This window comes from Paenibacillus sp. A14 (assembly GCF_036864815.1).
GTDB classification, from domain to species: Bacteria; Bacillota; Bacilli; order Paenibacillales; family Paenibacillaceae; genus Fontibacillus; species Fontibacillus sanfengchensis.
The window spans coordinates 248,458-267,115 of the sequence record NZ_JBAGJD010000001.1 but is presented as its reverse complement, the minus strand read 5'-3'; the positions used below and the strand labels follow the sequence as shown (position 1 = coordinate 267,115).

The following is an 18,658-nucleotide window of genomic DNA, read 5'->3' as shown; positions in this document are numbered from 1 at the left end:
CTTGTTGTTTCCGTTTGTTCGGTGTCACTTAAAAATCGGCGAACAGATCGCGGGTCGAAACGCGCAAGCCCTTAAACCACTCCGATTCCACGTAAAGGTCTTTGCCATTGGAATAATAAGTGACATCCGCGATCTCGCCATCGGTCAAAACGTGAACCGCCGCTTGCTCCTTCATCGGATCGACGATCCAGTATTCCATGACACCACACGCTCGGTACAGTTCGAGTTTTCGGATCAAATCTTTGCTTCGCGTGGATGGGGACAGCACCTCAACGACCAATGTCGGCGTGCCCTTGTATTTGCCGTTTGCATCGATTCGATCCTTGTCACAAATGACCACCACATCAGGCTGAACGACGCAAATATTATTTGCTTCCTTCTCCAGCGTAATGTCGAATGGGGAGGTCAGCGGTTTACAGGGTTTTCCTTTGAACCAATTGTAAAAAGTACCAAGCAGTTCCTGCACGGCATGTTGGTGTTTGTACGAAGGTGAGGAAAGGTTATACACGATACCGTCAATCAGCTCAAAACGTTGTTCCGACGTTTTCGTCAGCTCAAGGAATTCTTCAAAGGTCACAGAGCCACGGCTTAATTCATAGTTGGCCGCGGCCTCCCTAAAGAAGGTTTCATCCTCCCCGGAAAGAGCGGTCAATTTGGCCACATCCTTGCCGTTCCTCGTTACGATAATCTCTTCGCTTGCCTCCGCAAACTTTAAGTACTTCCCGAAATTGTTCTGCATATCGGTGGAAGAAACTCGCATAGGATTCACCTCGGATTAGCTATTTTATTATATTTTAGCTAATACATTAGTGAATTTCAATTAAAATTAGCTAATTCTGAACACTAAGCAGGGCTACCGCTTGGCTGCGCTTATTCGCTCCTCCAGCATATCCCAGTTAGGAGTAGGAATGCCGGCCCGATTTTTCCATTCGCCAAATACGCGGCTTAATGCGACGATTTCATGGGGAGAACCGTCGATCATTCGGCTGACCGGGAGAAGATGAAAAATTTTAAGGAGTAAACGAAGCAGCGCAGGATGGTTCCGGATCCATTTCGCTTGTCCGGCCGGCACTAGGGGGTAACCGAGCGCTTCCAGCACGCTAAAGCCTTCATCCATGGCCGCGACCATTTGGCGCAGCAGCTTGTTGTCCCCGGCGATTTTTTTCATTTTGCCGTCATGAATGAGGGTACCGTAGTTGATGGCCAAAATCGGAATGATATGATTTTTCAGCCAAGCGTCGATATCGTCATGGTATACCGGTTTATAATTGGTTTTGGCAAAAGCTTGATCCAACATCGCACGAAAGGGAATGGGGCCGTCCAATCCGCCAATCACCAGCTGAACCCCGCCGCGAACGCTGACGACGAGGCCGTCGGGTTCCCTGCGGCCGGCGCTAAGCTGGAATCCGAAGGCGACATTTTTGCGGGTAGAGCTGTGCTCCGCAAGGTAGATCTGCATATCCCGTGCGCCGGGATTATTGCCTACTATCACAATGTTGCCGCTCAGGCTCCTGGCCAGTACCGGCAGGACGCTCGGGAAATCGTTAAATTTCATCACCACAAAGATGAGGTCGTAGATATCGTCCGGCTCCAGCGTCCGGACTACCCGCACGGAATCGACCGACGTTTTAAGCTGGAAGTAGTGGCGGATGACGAGGCCGTCTTTCTCCAATTCGTCCGCACGTTGGCCGCGCGCCAACACGGATACGTCGTTGCCTCCGCGGATCAAAGCATGGGCCAGATAACTGCCCAACACCCCTGCACCGTAAATCAAAACTTTCATGGGAATCCCTCGCTTTTTTTGTATAATGAACATTTGTTGTATAAATGACGATTGTTGATTACAATGATCTTAGCATCTTGTGGAAAGCCGGAGCAATCGGTAAAACTACCGCTTTCGTTGAATATTCAACAGATGGGCCCGAAATGTTGAGGAAGGCGCGAAGGAGAGATTATGGACAGAAGAATTATTAAAACGCGGCAGGCGATTATGGAAGCTTTTGTCGGCTTGCTGGGGGAAAAAGGATTTGAAAAAGTGACGATTCACGAAATCGCGGATCGGGCGAACGTGAACCGGGGGACCGTCTATTTGCATTTCTCGGACAAGTTCGACTTGCTGGAGCAGTGCGTCGAAACTTATTTGCAGCTCCTGCACGAGAGTTGTATGCCGGATGGGGAGGCAAGCAGGGTGCCGACGAAAGCGCTGCTGCTCCGCACCTTCGAATTTATGGAGCGGCACGCCGCTGTCTATTTCATTCTGCTAACGAGTAAAGGCGTGCCTGCTTTCCGAAACCGGATGATGGCGATGGTGGAGCAGGGAATCGGGGAACATATACTAAGCTGCAACATCCATGCGGGAGTGAGGCCCGAAGTTCTCGTCAAGTTTTTGTCCAGTGCGATGGCCGGTTTAGTGGAATGGTGGATCGTCCAATCGATGCCTTATGCTCCGGAGGAAATGGTGGAGCAATTGCTAGTGCTGTTGGAGCGAAATTTACTGCCGCCGGAGCAGGCGCTTGGGGGATGATAAAAGGGAAGCGCCGAATTAACGGGAATTCCTCCCGTTAATTCGGTGCCTATGCGGCTGCGGAAGTGAAATAGCTGGAAAACCTCCCACTAATTCACCTGATATTATGCATATCGGCGGGTAGGGCCGCGAAATAGATGGAGTTTTTCCAGCTATATCGGATCGAAGGGCCAAGATCGGAAAATTAATGGGGGATTTTCCCGTTAATAAGTGGACGGACAAATGGATTGAGGCAGTTCAAGGCATCGACTCGGCATTTTTTTCCGCGAAAACGTCCGATCGGGACGATGAGACCTTTCGGAACGGGGCGGCGCTATCCTCTGGCGGCGGTGGAAACGGAATACTCTCTCTGGAGCCGCGAAGTGGAGGACGAGGTGCTGCCCGTACTACGCGAGCTCGGCGGCATCGGTTTTGTTTGCAGGTTTGATGCCAGGCGGATTGAAGGATGATCAACGGAACAGTTTTATTAGGAAAGCCGCTACGCAAGCCGAAAACAGACTTGCGTAGCGGCTTTTTGTGCAGGCAGGTTCAGAGTTTCGCTAACTGCTCTGTGGGGTTCTCTATAGGAGCGGACAACTTAGCATGGAGTTCGCGGCATAGAGGATAAATCACTCATGGCAGAGAACTTTGTATAAAATCCTTGAAAATAAATGGAGAGAGGGAAGTATATTGAAAAAGGATGCTCAACTTACTTATGAAGATGACCCGCACACCGATCATAAACATCTTAATCGAATGCTCTTGCTAATAGTTTTAATTATTCTATTGTTGTTAATATCGGTATGGTCCTTGACCCGCGGGGCTATTACGGTATCGCTTACGGAAGTATGGGATAGCCTTCAAGGCCTTGAAGAAAGCAATATGCGTAAATTTCTTTATGAAATGAGATTACCTAACGTCCTTATTGCCATTTTTGGGGGGATGGGGTTAGCCGCGGCAGGCGTCATTCTCCAACGCATAATGCGACATCCGCTGCCGGATCCGGGAACAGTGGGAATGACGGGAGGCGGGGCTTTTGCTGTAAAACTGGCGGTCCTCTATTTAACCGATCTAACTATATTTCAGCTCTTTGCGGTTTCAACGGTAGGGTCCATTGCGACAAGCGGAATGGTATGGTTCCTTGCTTCAAGAGTGAAAAGGGGCAGTATGGCGATTCGAAGTATGTTTACGGGCGTGCTAATCCTATTGATTATGACTGTTAGTGTGAGGCTAATTGCAAAAAATACCGATCAATTTAGGATTGGATGGAATTTTTCAGCCTCTAGTTTAGGGTTGCCCATGTTTGAATGGTTTATTCCTTGGTTCGCAGTAGGTCTAATTGGCGCTTTCTGGATTATTTTCGCGCGGCCCGCTACCGAGCCTGGGAGAAAACGGCTGATGATTCTATCGTTAATCGTGGTAATGGAATTATCTGTAGGTGTGGCTCTGGCTTTTGGCGCAATTGCTTTTGTAGGGACAGTGGTGCCGCTGTTGGTACGACGATGGGTAGGCGGGGAGGATCGTTGGGTACTGCCTGTTTCAGTTATTCTCGGAGCTATTCTAATGGTAGTGATCAGTGTAGTCAACCGTACATTAATAGCGCCTATGGAGCTTCCATGGAATTTTATCCCTTCTATTGTCGGCGCTCCGATCATGATTTATTTATTATGTACATATACCGTGAAGGAAGCGCTTGTTAGGAAACAGCAAAGGCAAACTCAACAATAGATGAGTCGAAGACATTGTGAAATAAAAAGGAGAGTGGATGAAAAGAAAGGCGCCTTCCGTCGGAGTCTACACGCTTAACCATATATTAACGGGAAAACCTCCCGTTAATATACCGCCCTTGGCCCTTGAATCCGATTTAGCTGGAAAAACTCCATCTTTTTCGCGGTCCAACCGCCGATCTATGCAATTTCAGGCAAATTAGCGGGAGGTTTTCCAGCTAATCGCCTCTGTAGCCGTATAGGCACCAATTTAACGGGAAGAATTCCCGTAAATTTGAACCAAAGAATTAGCCAGGATATCCTCTGGCGGGTTTCGTTATAAAAACTGGCCAAAAGAGGTGATTTCCAATGTTAACGGTAAAAACGAAAGCCCCGGCATGAACAGCACTCGCGCCAAAACGCTGGGCGACTTGTTGAATTCGCGCTGGCCCAGCCGCAGCCGGAACAGCCGGAACAGACAGGACTGAAAAGGTCGCACGGCCAGCGTCGAGCTGAATCTTTACCGGTAAAGAAATAAAACAAACTCCCGCTTCCGTCATGAAATGATGGGGCGGGAGTTTGTTTGCTGGCGGCATCCATTTATTTGGCGCCATGGGCAAGCAACAACTGCTTGATTTTGCGACCGTTCGGATTTTCTTCGTCGACGCTTTGAAGAATCGTAAGCTCTTCACCAGAATCCCAATACGTCACGTTAACCTCGGCCCCTTGCTCTATCAGATAATTGGCCATCTCATAATCCGATTGACTTACAGCCCTGGATAACAAGGTAGATCCCTCATCATCCGCCTCATTGACATCAAAGCCGTAACTCCCTTCCAGCAGCAACTCAGTTATCGGCAGGTTTCCAGACGACACCGCATATTGCAGCAGCGATATTCCGCCCTCTTCCCCCGGCCGCAGAGACAAATCGGCTCCATGCCGGATCAGATAGGCGGCAATATCCGTCCTTCCAAGTTCCACGGCAACGAAGAAGGCCGGATATTCCTGCTGGCCGAAACCAGCATTCACATCGGCGCGATCCTGCTCCACCAACCGCTTCACCTCTTTCAGGGTAAGCTTATCGAGTTCCGTATACAATTTTGCCGTGGCGCGTTCTTCACTCGTTGCAAAGGGTTCCAATCTCTCGGCGTTTCGGTGATCCTGATTTACATAAGCGACCGTATAGGCGGTTTTGCCGGCTTGCGATTTTGCATTTACGTTAACCTTCTGCTCCAGCAAATAATCGACAACCTCGTCGTACTTGGCCGCCTCCTCAGTATTCGATGCAGACGCTTTGCTTTCGACAACCAGCAGCAAGGGCGTCTCACCTCGATCAGCCGGTTTATTCAGGTCTACCCCGCAGGCCTTAAGCTTCTTTAACGCTTCCGTCTTTGCGTTCATCGCCGCGCCGGATATCCCGTATTCCGTACGGGTGCCGTCCCCGGCCTTCAATACAACCGTAGGCCCCTCGTCATCCACCACGATATCGGCATCCAATGCCCCGCCGCCATGCGGATAAAAAGACTCGCATTTCTCTTTCGTATCTTCAATCGCTGCCTCCTGCGCGACATCTACGTCCGCCCGGGTTTTGTCCTTACTTAATTCTGTCCCGCCGCCGCAAGCGCCAAGCAGCATGCCGATTAAAAGTAATGCGCCGCCTATTCCCAACAATCTTTTCATGGTAGTTTCACTCCAGTATCCCATTTATATAGACAAATCTATTCCGATGAGTTTGGCGGCTCCGCCATCCACTCCCTCTATCATGTCGGCATTTTGGGCTTTATTTTATAGAAAATGATGAAAAAAGTCTGGCAAAACGGTCAAAACCGACGAGTTGATATCAAGTAGACTACAGCAAAAAAAGAATGAATGCTAATTTCAAGGAATTTTGTCAAAAGAAGTGTAATTTGTCACAGTAAAATAAGAACATACGTTCTATAATTGAATATACGATGTAAGGCAGGTTATTTTGCTTCGCTGAAATCAAAACCACATTAGAGGAGGATTTGTAATGGTAGACACGAGCAGGGATAGCGGATTATTTTTATCTTCAGTCGGTGCAGTAGGTGATGGGGTAACCGATAACACGGATCTGTTTCAAGCGATGTTGAACTCGGATCCGAGTACAGTGTTTATTTTACCCAGCGGCAGATTCAAGATTTCAAGAACACTGAGGGTAAGAAAGAGAGGAGTTTGTTTTATAGGCAATAATTATGGACGGGAAGAAGATAATGCGACGATTATAGAATATCACGGTTCGGGAGATTTATTTGAGATAGGGGATAGCAGTATTGGAGTTTACGACGGCTACCAAGGCTTCAAGCTGAAGAATATTTCGCTCGTGAATAAGTCACCGAATCAGACGCCTCTTTCGAACCCCATGTCAGGGAATGCAAAGCGTCATTACGGCAAGAATTCTTGTGCTGTAAGGGAATGGAGAGGCGGCGGCATGGTTTTTGAGAACGTGCAGATTGAGCATTTTCATTGGGGAATATGGGGAATACAGAGTGACATAAACCGTTTTGTAAACTGTAATTTTCACTACAATAAGGAAGCTATTCATTTAGAAGCAGGCTCTGATCAATTGGTAGTGGATGGTCTGTACTCTTTTGGAAATGACATTACTTTGAACTTTAGCGGGATTACGGGAGCGCGATTGAATGATTGCCAATTTGTAAAAGAAGGCAGCGCAACGGTGAGTCCGGTTCAGTTGGACGGGTGCAATTCCATCAGGTTTTCGGGATGCTGGTTTGAAGGGATGGGGGCTCTGGGAATTACGGTGCCAAGCTATGTAAAGCTGGGGGCAACGACAGAATGCAAGAGTATTTGGTTTCGGGACAGTACCCTTGCTATTGCTTCCAAGCAAACTGGGGGGCAGCCGGTCTGTAATTATTTTGTGGAAGTTGTGAGGGGGAAGAAGGTCCTGATTGATGAATTGGGCGGGTATCCCCAGAACCTTAAGAAGCTGGTCGCTTTTTCGGGCGACTCTCCAATACAGCAGGTTACCTTACGGTCTCATCTGGACTTTACTTTCAAAGACGGGACATATGCGGATAACAACGGCACCGGCAGAGCGGATTTGTCGGTAGCGGAACTATGAAGTTATCTCGAGCAAACACCCGGGCCAAATTTCATCGGTCCCGGGTGTTTTTCGTTTATTAAATGCTACCGTTTCACCAAGTCCTCGCGAATCGGCGTAAACACATCCAGCAAGGCCGAATCTTCCTCCAGCGCGGTCACCCCGTGGACCGCATTTCGGGGAATATGAATCGTTTCCCCGGCTTTAAGGGGGTATTCCCGGCCATCGATGCGAAAAGTGAAGCTTCCGCGCAGACAGTAGCTCATTTGTTGATGGGGGTGGCTGTGCTCGTAGCCTGCCGCGCCTTTGGCAAAACGGACTTCCATCATCATCAGGCTGTCGGCGGCGTTTAGGATACAGCGTTTCACGCCCGGTTCGGCATTTTCCCATACTCCGATATTGCTCATAAATGAAACTCCTCCTGTTTTCCGTAAATTGGATCTTCCTACTTAATCTTGAGGCAGCAGGATGCAAAAACTTCCGGCTTCCATCTCCAAAAAAGTTCCGTCCAGTGTGCCGCCGATCGTCCGATCCTGTCCGCCGGGCAATCTCACCGGACCCAAAGCGTCTCCTGTATTTATGGTTATAACGCCGGGGGAACCGTTCACGACAACAGCACACCACGCACCGGCAGCATGAACGATTTTATAGCAGCGTACTTCCGGCAATGAATGCTCCAATGGGACGTCTTCGAGGTGCACCGGCGGCTCCCCGTCCCGATGGGGATGCAGCAGAATCAGAAAGTCTTCGGTGGCATGACCTTGCACCCTGAAATGCTGCTGCACCGACAACGGATAGTTGCCGGCCAAGGCGCCTAGATCAGCCTCGATCAAAGGCTGCCGGGGCTCGGCGATCAGGGTGCTTAAGCGCATCTCACCCAGACAACACGCCTCAATGTGCTGCTCCCCGATCTCCGCATCCGTGCTCAGCGTATGCAGGTTCCACACCCGCTCGGCATCCCCTTGAATGTGATCCCAGATCAGATAAACTTCCAATCCGGCTTTGATGAAGGCAAAGTGCCGACGATACGCCTTCACGGTCGGATCGGGAATGCGGCTCACGACCATATCCAGCTCGGCGGAGAAATGAACTTTCTCCCATTGACTGCGAAGCGGGACTTCCCTCCATGCTCCGGAAGACTCGGCAAATTGCATGACATTATGGGCCGCGCTGGATACATACCAATGGCGGTCGCCATTGTAGTAACCGCCCGTTCCCGAATCGAGCGCCAGCGGCACTTGATCGCACCAGATCGAGAAATGGCCCTCGTCATGATGGGCATGGTAGGTGAGCAGCGAGGCCTCGTAGATCGCATAATGTTCATAGCGATTCGGGCTCTGAGGATTGCGGAAGATCACATAGCCCATCCCGGGATAGTGAATCGAATGCAACTCAGGCGCTTCTTCCGGCAAAGCCGGATCGGCAAACCATAAAGGCGCCAAAGGGTAGGGAAAAGCGCCGCTATCCCGGACCGGCGATCCGCCGCGCCGCCAAGCCCACATCATTTCCCCGGCCAGTTTCGGATCGGTTTCCCGGTAGAAGGGAGCCGCATACACCAGCAGCCGGAACCAGTGTTCCTGCACATTGGCGTCTCCCACGGCTGGCGTCAGCATGACGGGGGCACCGTCCGGTCCCGCCTGAATCCGATCCGGGGACACCGCGGTGCCGATCAGGAAGCGGTACATGGCTTCGACCTTCCCATGCCGGAAATAATCCAACCCCTTAAACCGTTTAAGCAGGGCAAAGAAAAGAAAATAACGGTGGAGCACCGCGCCATGGTACCTGATATTTTCCGGCCAGGCCCCCGTGTCGTCCACGACTTGCTCAAGCTGCCAGTCCACGACCGACAAGGCATGCTTCAGGTAGGCCTCCGCATTCCTTTCCTCCGGGAACAGGAGGGCGTAGACTCCTAGACCCGTGGCCCGGTCCGCGTTCCAGTTGCTGCGCTTGCCGCCTTTTTCATCGGGGAACTCCTCAAGGTCGAAGCGGTAATACCCCGTATCCATCATCAGCTTGGCGATATAGCGAAAGTACGCGAGCAGCATCGCGGTCTCCTCCTCGTCAATAACGCCGGAAGGAGCGATTTGACGATAAATGACCGAGAGGACGGCCAGCCCCCGGCCGATATGGACCGCCCCGTAAATATCGTCATCATGCCAGCCCGTTTCTTTAAAAATCCCCATCCCCGGGATGATATCGTAGAGCATGTACAGCAATTTTTGCTTGCAGCGTTCCGCGCTCGCGGTGTCGCCTTCCAGCATAAAATGATTGGCCTCCGCGCCGGCCGCTTCGAGAAAATAGGCCCAGGGCGTCGGCGTCGCCCGGTTGAAGGGAGGCGAACAGAGGGAAGCAGCGCGTAGCGGGTTGCCTTCAGCATCACAAAAACCAACCTTCGTATAGACCCCTACAGTTAAAGGAGCCTCCAACCCCAGCGTCACCTGGACGCTGTAGTAATCTCCTTCCCGGACGGGAATCGGCGTCTCGTAATGTAGTACCGTGTCGGCTTCCTCGAGCGTATTGACGATACAAACCATTTGAGCGTTGCCCAAATGGACAGGGTCCGTTCCGCTTGCCGGTGTGACGCCCGATGGCTGCAGGGCAGCTGCGTTCGTGAGAACGGGCTGGAGTTCGAGTCGGCTGCCTTCTTTGACCTCCACCCGCCAATGGGCCAGATCCTGCGCGAAGTTCGCGTTGCTGAGCTGAACGGGCAGCCCCCGCTGGGAATGCGTCATCCGCATTTCCCGGATTCGCGCGGACCCCTGTCCCGCGATATGTATCGAGATCTTAAGGTACCCTGCTCCCTCCGGTACCGGAAACACAAACGGCTGCGTCCGCTCATTCGCTTGTTCCGCCAGCGGGGCCTTCATGGCCTCCACGGCAAATTGCTCCGAAAGCTCCTTTTGCCGCGCATACTCTTGCCACAGCGTCGGATGACGACCGACACGTTCTCGCATCGCCTCCAATTCCTCCGCTGAAATCAATCCGCCATAGAATCCCGGATCCTCGCCGCTCCGTAGCTTCATCGATCTCGTGCACCTCCTAACGATTTCTTTCCTTATTTTAACAAGCACGAAGTGTTTTTCGGGATGGAGAATCGAGCGATGGAGAGGGGACAAATCGACTGAATCGGCCGAAAAGTGATTTTCTCCCCTGCACACAGTGGGTTTTTCCATAACCGCTCCGGCCCGCGGACTTTTATCTTAGGATTAAGAAAGGCAACGCTTCATGACGGGAGGAAAAAACTTGTGAATCATACAAAACGCCAAATCCATGCCTGGACGTTCGTCGCGCCGAGTCTCTTTTTAACGCTGGTGTTTGGGGTGTACCCGATTGTTTGGGCGCTCAAGTACATGTTTTACGATTACCAGGGATATGGAGAACCTTTATTTATCGGATTGGATAACTTTGCGAGGCTGTTCCGGGATACGGAGTTCTGGCAGTCGGTCCTGAATACGCTGGTGTATGCGGGCGGGAAATTGCTGGTGACGATTCCTTTGTCGTTCGTGCTGGCGGTCATCCTGAACCGGGCTTTCAAGGGGCGGCATTTGCTGCGGGCGGTGTATTTCTTACCGACCATCGTCAGCGCCTCCGTGATGGCGATCGTGTTCTATGTCGTGTTCAACTCCTACAACGGGATGATCAATCAACTGCTGATGAAATCCGGCATCGTGTCGGCTCCGATCGATTGGCTGGGACCGAAATACGCCCTGCTTACTTCGATCATCATCGCGATTTGGGGGGCGGTGGGCAACTACATGCTGCTGTTTATTGCCGGGCTGCAAAATATCCCCGAAGATCTGTACGAAGCGGCTTCCCTGGACGGGGCCGGACCTGTCCGCAAAATGTGGAGCATTACGGTGCCGATGCTGGGGCCGGTCCTGCAGATGATCATCATGCTGGCGATCACCGTTTCGCTCAAAGGGTACGAGAGCATTATGGTGCTGACGGAAGGCGGGCCTTACGGCAAAACGAATGTGATGTATCTCTATTTGTACAAGCTGTTCTTCCCGGTATCGAGCGGGGGAATGAGCGCCCAGCAGTTCGGCTACGGCAGCGCGGTCGGTTTTGCGACGGCGGTGATCGTCGGGGTGATCACGCTGATCTATTTCCGGATGTCCAAAAAACTGAACGAACTCTATTGAACGAAAGGAGATCAACCGATGAATACTCTATATCCGTCCATCACCGCTTCCGAAAGAAAAGCGCTCCCCTGGCGCAAATTGGCATCGAGCACCTTGTTGTGGTTGTTTCTGCTGATCGTCGCCGTATTTACGTTATTTCCGATCCTACTGGCTTTCTTCGGCTCGCTGAAGTCCAATCTGGAGATCACGACAGGTTCCGGCTTGTTGCCGAAAGAGTGGAAGTTCAGCAATTACGCGCAAGCCTGGGAAGTGGCCAATTTCGCCCGTTTTACCTGGAACAGCTTGTTTATCAGTTTCTTTACAACCGTGGGAACGCTGCTGATCGGAACGATGGCCGCCTACGCCGTGGCACGGATTGATTTTATCGGCAAAAAGTTCTATGTGTTTCTGCAGTCAAGCACCTTGTTTATCTCGATCGGCGCCGTGGTCTTAAGACCCCAGTTCGATTTGATGGTGGCCTTGAATCTGCAAAAATCCCTGTGGGGCGTGATTCTGCTGTTGATCAGCGCCCATGCCACGGTCTTCTTCATGCTGATCGGCTTTGTCCGCGCCATCCCGAAGGAGCTGGACGAGGCCGCGTATATTGACGGCTGCAATTTTTACAGTACCTATTCCAGAATTATCCTGCCTTTACTGGCCCCGGCCTTGGGCGTTGCCGGACTCTGGTCCTTCCGCGGCGCGTGGAACGAATATATCCTGCCCCTGGTCTTTACGATGACCCAGCCCGATCTGCAGACGCTGACCGTCGGACTGGCCAGCCTGAAGTACGGCGTGGGCGATGCCGCGCAGCCGCAGCTCATGCTGGCCGGCGCTTGCCTGTCCATTTTGCCGATGCTGCTGGTGTATGTGTTCGCCAATAAATCGTTTATGCAGATGACGGCGGGTTCGGTCAAAGGGTAGACGACGGCGTTCTATGGAGAAGGGGCGGCGGGCAGGGATGACGAGGAGCGTGAGAGCGTTTGAAGACATGGATTTACCGGACTTCCTTGAAAAAAAGAATGTGGGTCTCCTTTGCCGGCCTCACGGTACTATGTATCGCGGTCACCGGCTTATGTTCCTACGTAATCGCCGCCCGCGCCATGGAGCGCAATTCCACCCAGTTGAACCACAGCGTGCTCAACCAGTCCGTCAACGTGCTGGACCAGAAGCTGAAGCAGATTGTCGTGGCTTCGTCCACGATGACCCTAAGCGAAACTTACAAACAAACGATTCGCGATATTCAGGCCGACAATCGGGGCCGGTATTTCGCGAATTTTTCGCTACTTCAAGGGTTGTTTACGCAGGCCGAGTTGACGGAGAATGCCATTGACTCGATTTTGATCAGCACGCCGTGCGGCGATTTCTATTCCAGCGGCAAGACGCGAAAATTCGATGTTCCTTTTAACTCCACGGCCATTTATCAGCGGATTAAGGAAGAGCCCGAAACGCGGTGGATCGAAGGTCATGAGGATGAACTGTTTACCGGAAAAGAACAGGTCGTTACACTAGTTTTGCAATCGCTTACAGATACATATGTTCCCGATGTGTTCCTCATCGTCAATATCGATGCGAAGATGCTGGGTGAGGCGGTCAGTGAAGGGCTTAACCCGGGCTCGGCCCACTTTTTGCTCATCAACAGCTCCGGAGCGAGCGTACTCGGGGATCAGGGTCGGCCCGAATGGACGAAGTCCCCGGAATTTATGCAAAAGCTGACGGCGAACCGAAGCGGGAATTTTGAGTATAAAAGCTCGGACGGCACGATGTTGGTCAGCTATGCCTCCTCCGCGTTTGCCTCCGATTGGATCTTGGTCAGCTATCTGTCGAAAGCGGATCTGCTGGCTCCCGTTCATCAGATTCAATGGCTGGTGCTGGCGATCATGGCGTTCTGTATCCTGATGGCGCTGCTGCTGGCCCGGTTCTTGTCGGACCTGCTGCTCTCCCCGCTGCTCCGGCTGCAACAAACGATGAAACGCGTCGAACAGGAGGATTTGCAGGCGCGCTTCGCAAGTCCCTTCCAGGATGAGATCGGGGAAGCGGGACGGAAATTCAATCAGATGCTGGACCGCATAGGGCAGCTTATCGTCGAGGTGAAGGCGTCGGAGAACGAGAAACGCAAAGCGGAAATCAAGGCGCTGCAGGCGCAGATCGATCCGCATTTTTTGTACAACACGTTAAATACGATTTACTGGAAATGCGAGATGGACGAGTATGAGGATGTCAAAGAGATGGTCCTGTCCTTGTCGGCGTTATTCCGCCTAGGACTGAATCAGGGCAAAGAGATTACGAATTTGGGCAAAGAACTGGAGCACGCCCGCCAGTATTTAAACCTGCAGCAGCAATGTTATGAGGGGTTGTTCGAATTTTCGATCCATGCGCCGTCCGAACTGATGGAGCTGCCTGTCCTGAAAATCATTATTCAGCCTTTGGTGGAGAACTCCATCCTTCACGGCTTGAAGGACAAACGGGAGGCCGGATTGATCCGGGTCGCGGCGGAGTCGGCGGGCGGGAACCTGATCATTACCGTAACGGACAACGGGGTTGGACTGGATGCGGAAATGATGAACGAAAAACTGCGGCTGCCCGCCGACGGCAAAGGGTACGCCTTGTCCAACATTTGCAACCGCCTGGCTTTGTACTACGGCAAGGGGGCGGGACTGCGCTTTTTCAGCCGCCCCGGTGAAACGGTTGCCGTCCTTACCATTCCAATGGAAAGCGAGATGGATGAACCATGGAACGTCATGAACCGATAAAAATTTGTATTATCGACGATATTCCGGCGGTGGTGCGCGGACTGTCCCAACGGATTGCCTGGGAGGATCACGGGATGACCGTCGCAGCCACGGCTTCCAACGGGCAAGAGGGGCTCGAATGCCTGCGCCGCGTCCGCCCCGACATCGTGCTGACGGATATCCGCATGCCGCTGATGGACGGGTTGGAGATGATGCGGACGGTTTTGCCGGAGCAGCCGGAGATGAAGGTGATCTTTTTTACGGCGTATACCGATTTCTCGTATGCCCAGGAGGCGGTCAAATTGGGGGCGTTCGATTTCATCGTCAAGCCCTTCACCCCCGGTAATGTGCTGGATGTGGCGCTGAAAGCGAAGGCGTCGATCGAGCGGGAGCGCAGCAAGGCCGCGTATATGCAGGGGATGGAGCAGAAGCTGCGGGAAAGCCTGCCCTATCTGCGGCAGGAATTTATGCGCCTGCTGATCCGTTACGGTACCCGGCAGCAGAGCCAGAGCCGACAGTGGGATTTCTATGGCATCGAGATGGAAAAGAACGACTTCTGGGTCATGGTCGCGGAGATGGATCATTTCCCGGAACGGACGGCGGATTTGCCGGTCGGCGAGGTGGAGCTGATCCGCTTTGCCGTGCAGAATATTTTGGAGGAGACCGTGTCTTCCCATACCAGCGGCATTGTGTTTCGTGAACATATCAACCAGTTCGTGATCGTCGCCAATCCGGCCGCCGCGATGGACGCGGGGCAGCTCGCGGAGAAATGCCGCGAACATGTGTGCAAGCACACGTACCAAACCGTATCGATCGGCGTGGGCCAGGAGGTGAAGGATACGTCGCAATTGGCCGCTTCGTACGCGCAGGCGCTGGCCGCGTTGGCCAACACGTTTTTGTCGGGGGGAAACAGCGTTTATCTGTACAAAGAGGGGGAATTCCGGGGGGCGGACGAGCCGCAATACTCTTACGAGCAGGAGAAAGAGCTGTTGTTCTGCCTGCGTTCCGCGAACCTCGACAAGGCGGAGGAGCAGCTGCAAGGAATCTGGGACGGGTGGATTTCCGCCGGGAAGAATCCTAATCCTTCGGTTCTGAAGACGCTATGCCTGGAGCTGGCCCATGCGATCCACCGGACGTTTGCGGAAAAAGGCACGGTCGAGGAGATCCAGGAGCTGGAGGGCAAGCTGGCGGATATGAACAAAGCGGCCACGTTTGAGGAACTGTGCGGCTTGATCCGGGAATTTTGCCGGCAGGGCTGCGGCTATTTGCGGAAGCGCCAGGTTAGCGAGTCCAGGGTGCTGGTCGAGCGGGGGGTTGCGCATATCCAGCGGCATCTGCACGAGAACTTGTCCGTGGCGGACTGCGCCAAAGCGGTGCATTTAAGTCCGAGTTATTTTTCCAACTTGTTCAAAAAAGAAATGGGAGTGACCTTGGCCCAATATATCACCCACTGCCGGATGGAGAAGGCGAAGGAACTCGTTCTCGAAGGGATGCAGGTTCAGGATATCGCCGGATCGCTCGGCTATGAGGATCGCCCGTATTTTACCGAATTGTTCAAGAAGCATACGGGGATGACGCCGACGGAGTTCAGGACGCAGTATGCGGCGAAAATGGAAAAGATATGAGAATAACTGAAATTCAAAAATTTATGCAACTTGTCGTAAGACATTTTCCAAGCTGTATGGGTGTGAGGTGAGTAGTGGCAAAAGCGAAAAGGTCATCATATTAGACAGCGATGCAAAGGGTTCTTTTCACACTCTCGACCTGCAACTAAGGGTTTGGTTCGAATTAAAGGGAATTCTTCCCGTTAATTTGGTACGTATGCGGCTGCAGAGGCGAATTAGCTGGAAAACCTCCCGTTAATTCGCCTGAAATTGTGTATTTCGGCAATAGGGCCGCGAAATAGATGGAACTTTTCCAGCTAAATCTGATCGAAAAGCCAAGAGCGGTAAATTAACAGGATATTTTCCCGTTAATGACTCCGACGGTGGGACTTTATATAACAACTTGGTACATTTTGTTGTCTACAGATAATTCACGTTGTCCTTTATTTACTTTTGATGATGAAGGAAGTATAGATTATAGATATCAAGGACAACCCCCGACAGTTCGAGTAACTGAGCGTTCTTGGTTGGATTTAGTATATAGTTTAATGGCAGCTACAGATCAATATCTAAAGGAGGAGACATTGGTTTGTCCCCTCCTTACTTAGATTTACAAACTCTTTTCTTCGGCAGTTACCGTGTCCAGCATAGTCACTTTACCAGTATACATATCGACATAGAAGAATCCATAGGTGGCTATATGATCAGGAAAGTCTTCATATGCACGAATAATGTATCGAGAACCGTCAGTACCATCCATCGTGTAATGCAGCTTATATTTATTCGCATCGTTTTTGATTTTCTTATAAAGCAGATCTATGGCCTGATCTTCGGTGTATTTTAATTTTGGCTGCTTTCCTATGTAAAGTCCGCCATGGATTAGACCTACCTGCTTACCTATTGAGTTCCCAACGGATCTTATCGGTACATATGTTGTACCCTTATAGATTAATGCTTCTGTTGATGCTTTCTTTGTCCCATCCACATAAATTCCTAGTTTTTGAAATGCTACCTTTATGGTTTGTATTACTCGCTGCATACGCTGTTCCTCCCGTCAAAAGAACCCCGATACAAATCCCAAGTGCTAAACCTTTTACTTTATCATTCATCATAATTCCCCCTTCTTTTATGATTTTCGACATAGTCAACTTTTTCCCTCTAGATAAGGAAAAGAACACCTCTTGAATATTGATTGAGATGATGAAGTTTTTACGCAAGTGTAGAGAAGGATAAAATTGTTGAATTTTGTTGATCTTCTTCGTAAAATCTTATTCATCAACTATTTGCAGTTAATTAGAAGAGATCTTAATTAAAGAGTGGTTTCCTCTCCCCTGAATAGTTGTTTTTTCCTTCACGCGCGGAAGGGCGGATGATTTATATTTTTAGTGAAAAATGAATGCGATTACATCATCCTAAGGGGGCAAGGTTCAATGAAGTTTAACAAGTGGGGCTTGGCTGGACTGGCGCTGCTGATGGCATGCTCTTTGGCGGCCTGTTCATCGGGCGGCGACAAGGCGGAAACCGACACGGCAGCAGCCGATGCCGAAGCCAGCAAGACGAAACTGACCTACTGGACGATCGACCGGCACGATACTGATTTTATCGAGCAAAAAGTGAAGGAGTACGAGGAAAAGAACCCCAACATCGACATCGAGATGAAGGTCATGGCGGATAACTATGCGCAGTCCGTGGAAATCGCTTTTGCCAGCAACCAGGGACCGGATATATTCCGGGTGGATACGGGGAATGTGCCGACCTGGGTGAAGCGCGGTTACATGGAGCCGTTCGATGACTACATAACGCCCGAAATGAAAGAGAACTTCAAAAACGTGCTGATCGAAGAGAAGAACATGGTCGGCGGAAAAATCTACACGCTGCCGAATATCGGCCAGTTCTGGAGATTGATCTACAACGTCGATCTGTTTGAAAAAGCGGGGATCGACGGGCCGCCGACGACGATTGCCGAAATGGTCGAGGACGCCAAGAAGATCACGGCAGCGGGCAAGGACAGCGGGGCCTACGGCTTTGCCGGCAACTTCAAGAGCGCCAGCGGCTTTGAGCGGATCGCCTACCCGATTGTCTCGCTGAGCAAGAACACGGGGAACGAAGGCTTTAACTTCCAAACCGGGCAGTTCGATTTTACCGTGTATAAAGAAGTGCTGCAGGCGTTGCATCAAATCCGTGCGGACGGCAGCATGCTGCCCGGCTCGGAATCGCTCGACATCGACCCGCTCCGCGCCCAGTTCGCACAAGGGAAGATCGGCATGTACTTCAACCACTCGGTAGAGCCGAGCGTGTATAAGACGCAGTTCCCGACGGACATCAACTGGGCCGTGGCCATGCCGCCGACGATTGACGGCAAGCAAAACGGGGCCGACCAGGTTATCGCAGGCAGCTATCTGGCTATGAGCAAAAATTCCGAGCACAAACAAGAAGCCTGGAAGTTCATCGAGTGGATGTACAGCGACGACGTACAGGTCGCATACCAGGAAGGCGGCTACGGCGTCTCCGTCATCCCGTCCGTGGCGGCCAAAGCCAAAGCCCCGGACATCGCCGGCATCGAGAACTTCCTGCCGACCGCGATGGACGGCATCTACCCCGCCACCCCGCTGGTCGCCACCGAAGGCCGCGTCGAAGGCACGAAGAAAGTCGACGTTTTCAACAAATTCATCTTCGACGGCCAGGACTTGGACAAGGTATTGAGCGATCTGAACACGCGATACAATGCCGCGTTGGAGAAAGCCAAAGCGGCGGGGGAAACCACGATTGGAGCGGATTCGGGATTTAACGCGGCGAATTTGCAGGGGTCGTTGGTGGAGAAGTAGGGGGAGACAATACAAAAGACAAGCCCATTGCATCAGCTTGGGCTGGTCAAGTAGACAGTAAAAAAAGTTTAAAGCGGCGATTTGTTCCCGG

General features: G+C 51.6%; 16 protein-coding genes. 9 read left to right on the top strand and 7 right to left on the bottom strand.

Translation table 11 applies throughout. The features are described 5' to 3' along the window. Positions 1–28: 28 nt before the first annotated feature. Together V4U88_RS01295 and V4U88_RS01290 are read right to left on the bottom strand one after the other, a co-directional pair. The gene (locus V4U88_RS01295; RefSeq protein ID WP_334072041.1) at positions 29–760 is read right to left on the bottom strand and encodes a type II toxin-antitoxin system prevent-host-death family antitoxin; all 732 of its coding nucleotides are present in this window, start codon (positions 758–760) and stop codon (positions 29–31) included. A 93-nt stretch (positions 761–853) separates the two neighbouring features. Continuing rightward, positions 854–1,783, bottom strand: a complete 930-nt coding sequence (locus V4U88_RS01290) for a ketopantoate reductase family protein (protein ID WP_334071412.1) — start codon at positions 1,781–1,783, stop codon at positions 854–856. A 171-nt stretch (positions 1,784–1,954) separates the two neighbouring features. On the opposite strand from V4U88_RS01290, the gene V4U88_RS01285 reads away from it, so the two are divergent. The 3 genes from V4U88_RS01285 (at position 1,955) to V4U88_RS01275 (ending at position 4,231) form a co-directional block, all read left to right on the top strand. Next, positions 1,955–2,524: a TetR/AcrR family transcriptional regulator gene (locus V4U88_RS01285; protein WP_334071411.1), complete on the top strand. Its 570-nt coding sequence runs from the start codon at positions 1,955–1,957 to the stop codon at positions 2,522–2,524. A gap of 287 nt (positions 2,525–2,811) precedes the next feature. Then, positions 2,812–2,973 (top strand): hypothetical protein, encoded by a 162-nt coding sequence (locus V4U88_RS26920; protein ID WP_442951869.1) that lies wholly within the window; start codon positions 2,812–2,814, stop codon positions 2,971–2,973. A gap of 220 nt (positions 2,974–3,193) precedes the next feature. Then, a complete protein-coding gene (locus V4U88_RS01275; protein ID WP_334071410.1) occupies positions 3,194–4,231 on the top strand; it encodes a FecCD family ABC transporter permease in 1,038 nt (345 codons plus the stop codon). A gap of 315 nt (positions 4,232–4,546) precedes the next feature. Here V4U88_RS01275 and V4U88_RS01270 read toward each other — a convergent pair whose 3' ends face one another. Together V4U88_RS01270 and V4U88_RS01265 are read right to left on the bottom strand one after the other, a co-directional pair. Further along, positions 4,547–4,708, bottom strand: coding sequence for a hypothetical protein (locus V4U88_RS01270; RefSeq protein WP_334071409.1), 162 nt, complete (start codon positions 4,706–4,708; stop codon positions 4,547–4,549). A 101-nt stretch (positions 4,709–4,809) separates the two neighbouring features. Beyond that, positions 4,810–5,889, bottom strand: a complete 1,080-nt coding sequence (locus V4U88_RS01265) for an ankyrin repeat domain-containing protein (RefSeq protein WP_334071408.1) — start codon at positions 5,887–5,889, stop codon at positions 4,810–4,812. A gap of 331 nt (positions 5,890–6,220) precedes the next feature. On the opposite strand from V4U88_RS01265, the gene V4U88_RS01260 reads away from it, so the two are divergent. Beyond that, positions 6,221–7,309, top strand: coding sequence for a right-handed parallel beta-helix repeat-containing protein (locus V4U88_RS01260; protein ID WP_334071407.1), 1,089 nt, complete (start codon positions 6,221–6,223; stop codon positions 7,307–7,309). Between the two features lie 65 nt (positions 7,310–7,374). On the opposite strand, the gene V4U88_RS01255 is transcribed toward V4U88_RS01260, so the two are convergent. After that, the gene (locus V4U88_RS01255) at positions 7,375–7,695 is read right to left on the bottom strand and encodes a cupin domain-containing protein (RefSeq protein WP_334071405.1); all 321 of its coding nucleotides are present in this window, start codon (positions 7,693–7,695) and stop codon (positions 7,375–7,377) included. A gap of 42 nt (positions 7,696–7,737) precedes the next feature. Beyond that, positions 7,738–10,311, bottom strand: coding sequence for a heparinase II/III domain-containing protein (locus tag V4U88_RS01250; RefSeq protein ID WP_334071403.1), 2,574 nt, complete (start codon positions 10,309–10,311; stop codon positions 7,738–7,740). 222 nt (positions 10,312–10,533) lie between these two features. Here V4U88_RS01250 and V4U88_RS01245 point away from each other — a divergent pair, with 222 nt between their 5' ends. The 4 genes from V4U88_RS01245 to V4U88_RS01230 are packed head-to-tail and all read left to right on the top strand — an operon-like array spanning position 10,534 to position 15,763. Continuing rightward, positions 10,534–11,430 carry a carbohydrate ABC transporter permease gene (locus V4U88_RS01245; RefSeq protein WP_334071402.1) on the top strand — a complete coding sequence of 299 codons (897 nt, stop codon included), beginning with the start codon at positions 10,534–10,536 and terminating at the stop codon, positions 11,428–11,430. Between the two features lie 18 nt (positions 11,431–11,448). Further along, positions 11,449–12,330 carry a carbohydrate ABC transporter permease gene (locus V4U88_RS01240; RefSeq protein WP_334071401.1) on the top strand — a complete coding sequence of 294 codons (882 nt, stop codon included), beginning with the start codon at positions 11,449–11,451 and terminating at the stop codon, positions 12,328–12,330. A gap of 59 nt (positions 12,331–12,389) precedes the next feature. Beyond that, on the top strand, positions 12,390–14,159 hold the full coding sequence (locus tag V4U88_RS01235) for a cache domain-containing sensor histidine kinase (RefSeq protein WP_334071400.1): 1,770 nt from the start codon (positions 12,390–12,392) through the stop codon (positions 14,157–14,159). Beyond that, positions 14,138–15,763 (top strand): response regulator transcription factor, encoded by a 1,626-nt coding sequence (locus V4U88_RS01230; protein ID WP_334071399.1) that lies wholly within the window; start codon positions 14,138–14,140, stop codon positions 15,761–15,763. Before V4U88_RS01235 ends, V4U88_RS01230 begins: the two co-directional genes overlap by 22 nt. Before the next feature lie 589 nt (positions 15,764–16,352). Here the strand turns inward: V4U88_RS01230 and V4U88_RS01225 are convergent. Further along, entirely contained in the window at positions 16,353–16,781 is a 429-nt protein-coding gene (locus V4U88_RS01225; protein WP_334071398.1) for a hypothetical protein, read from the bottom strand. Between the two features lie 391 nt (positions 16,782–17,172). Between V4U88_RS01225 and V4U88_RS01220 the strand changes: the two genes are divergently transcribed. Further along, positions 17,173–18,567 carry an ABC transporter substrate-binding protein gene (locus V4U88_RS01220; protein ID WP_334071397.1) on the top strand — a complete coding sequence of 465 codons (1,395 nt, stop codon included), beginning with the start codon at positions 17,173–17,175 and terminating at the stop codon, positions 18,565–18,567. The last annotated feature ends 91 nt before the right edge of the window (positions 18,568–18,658 follow it).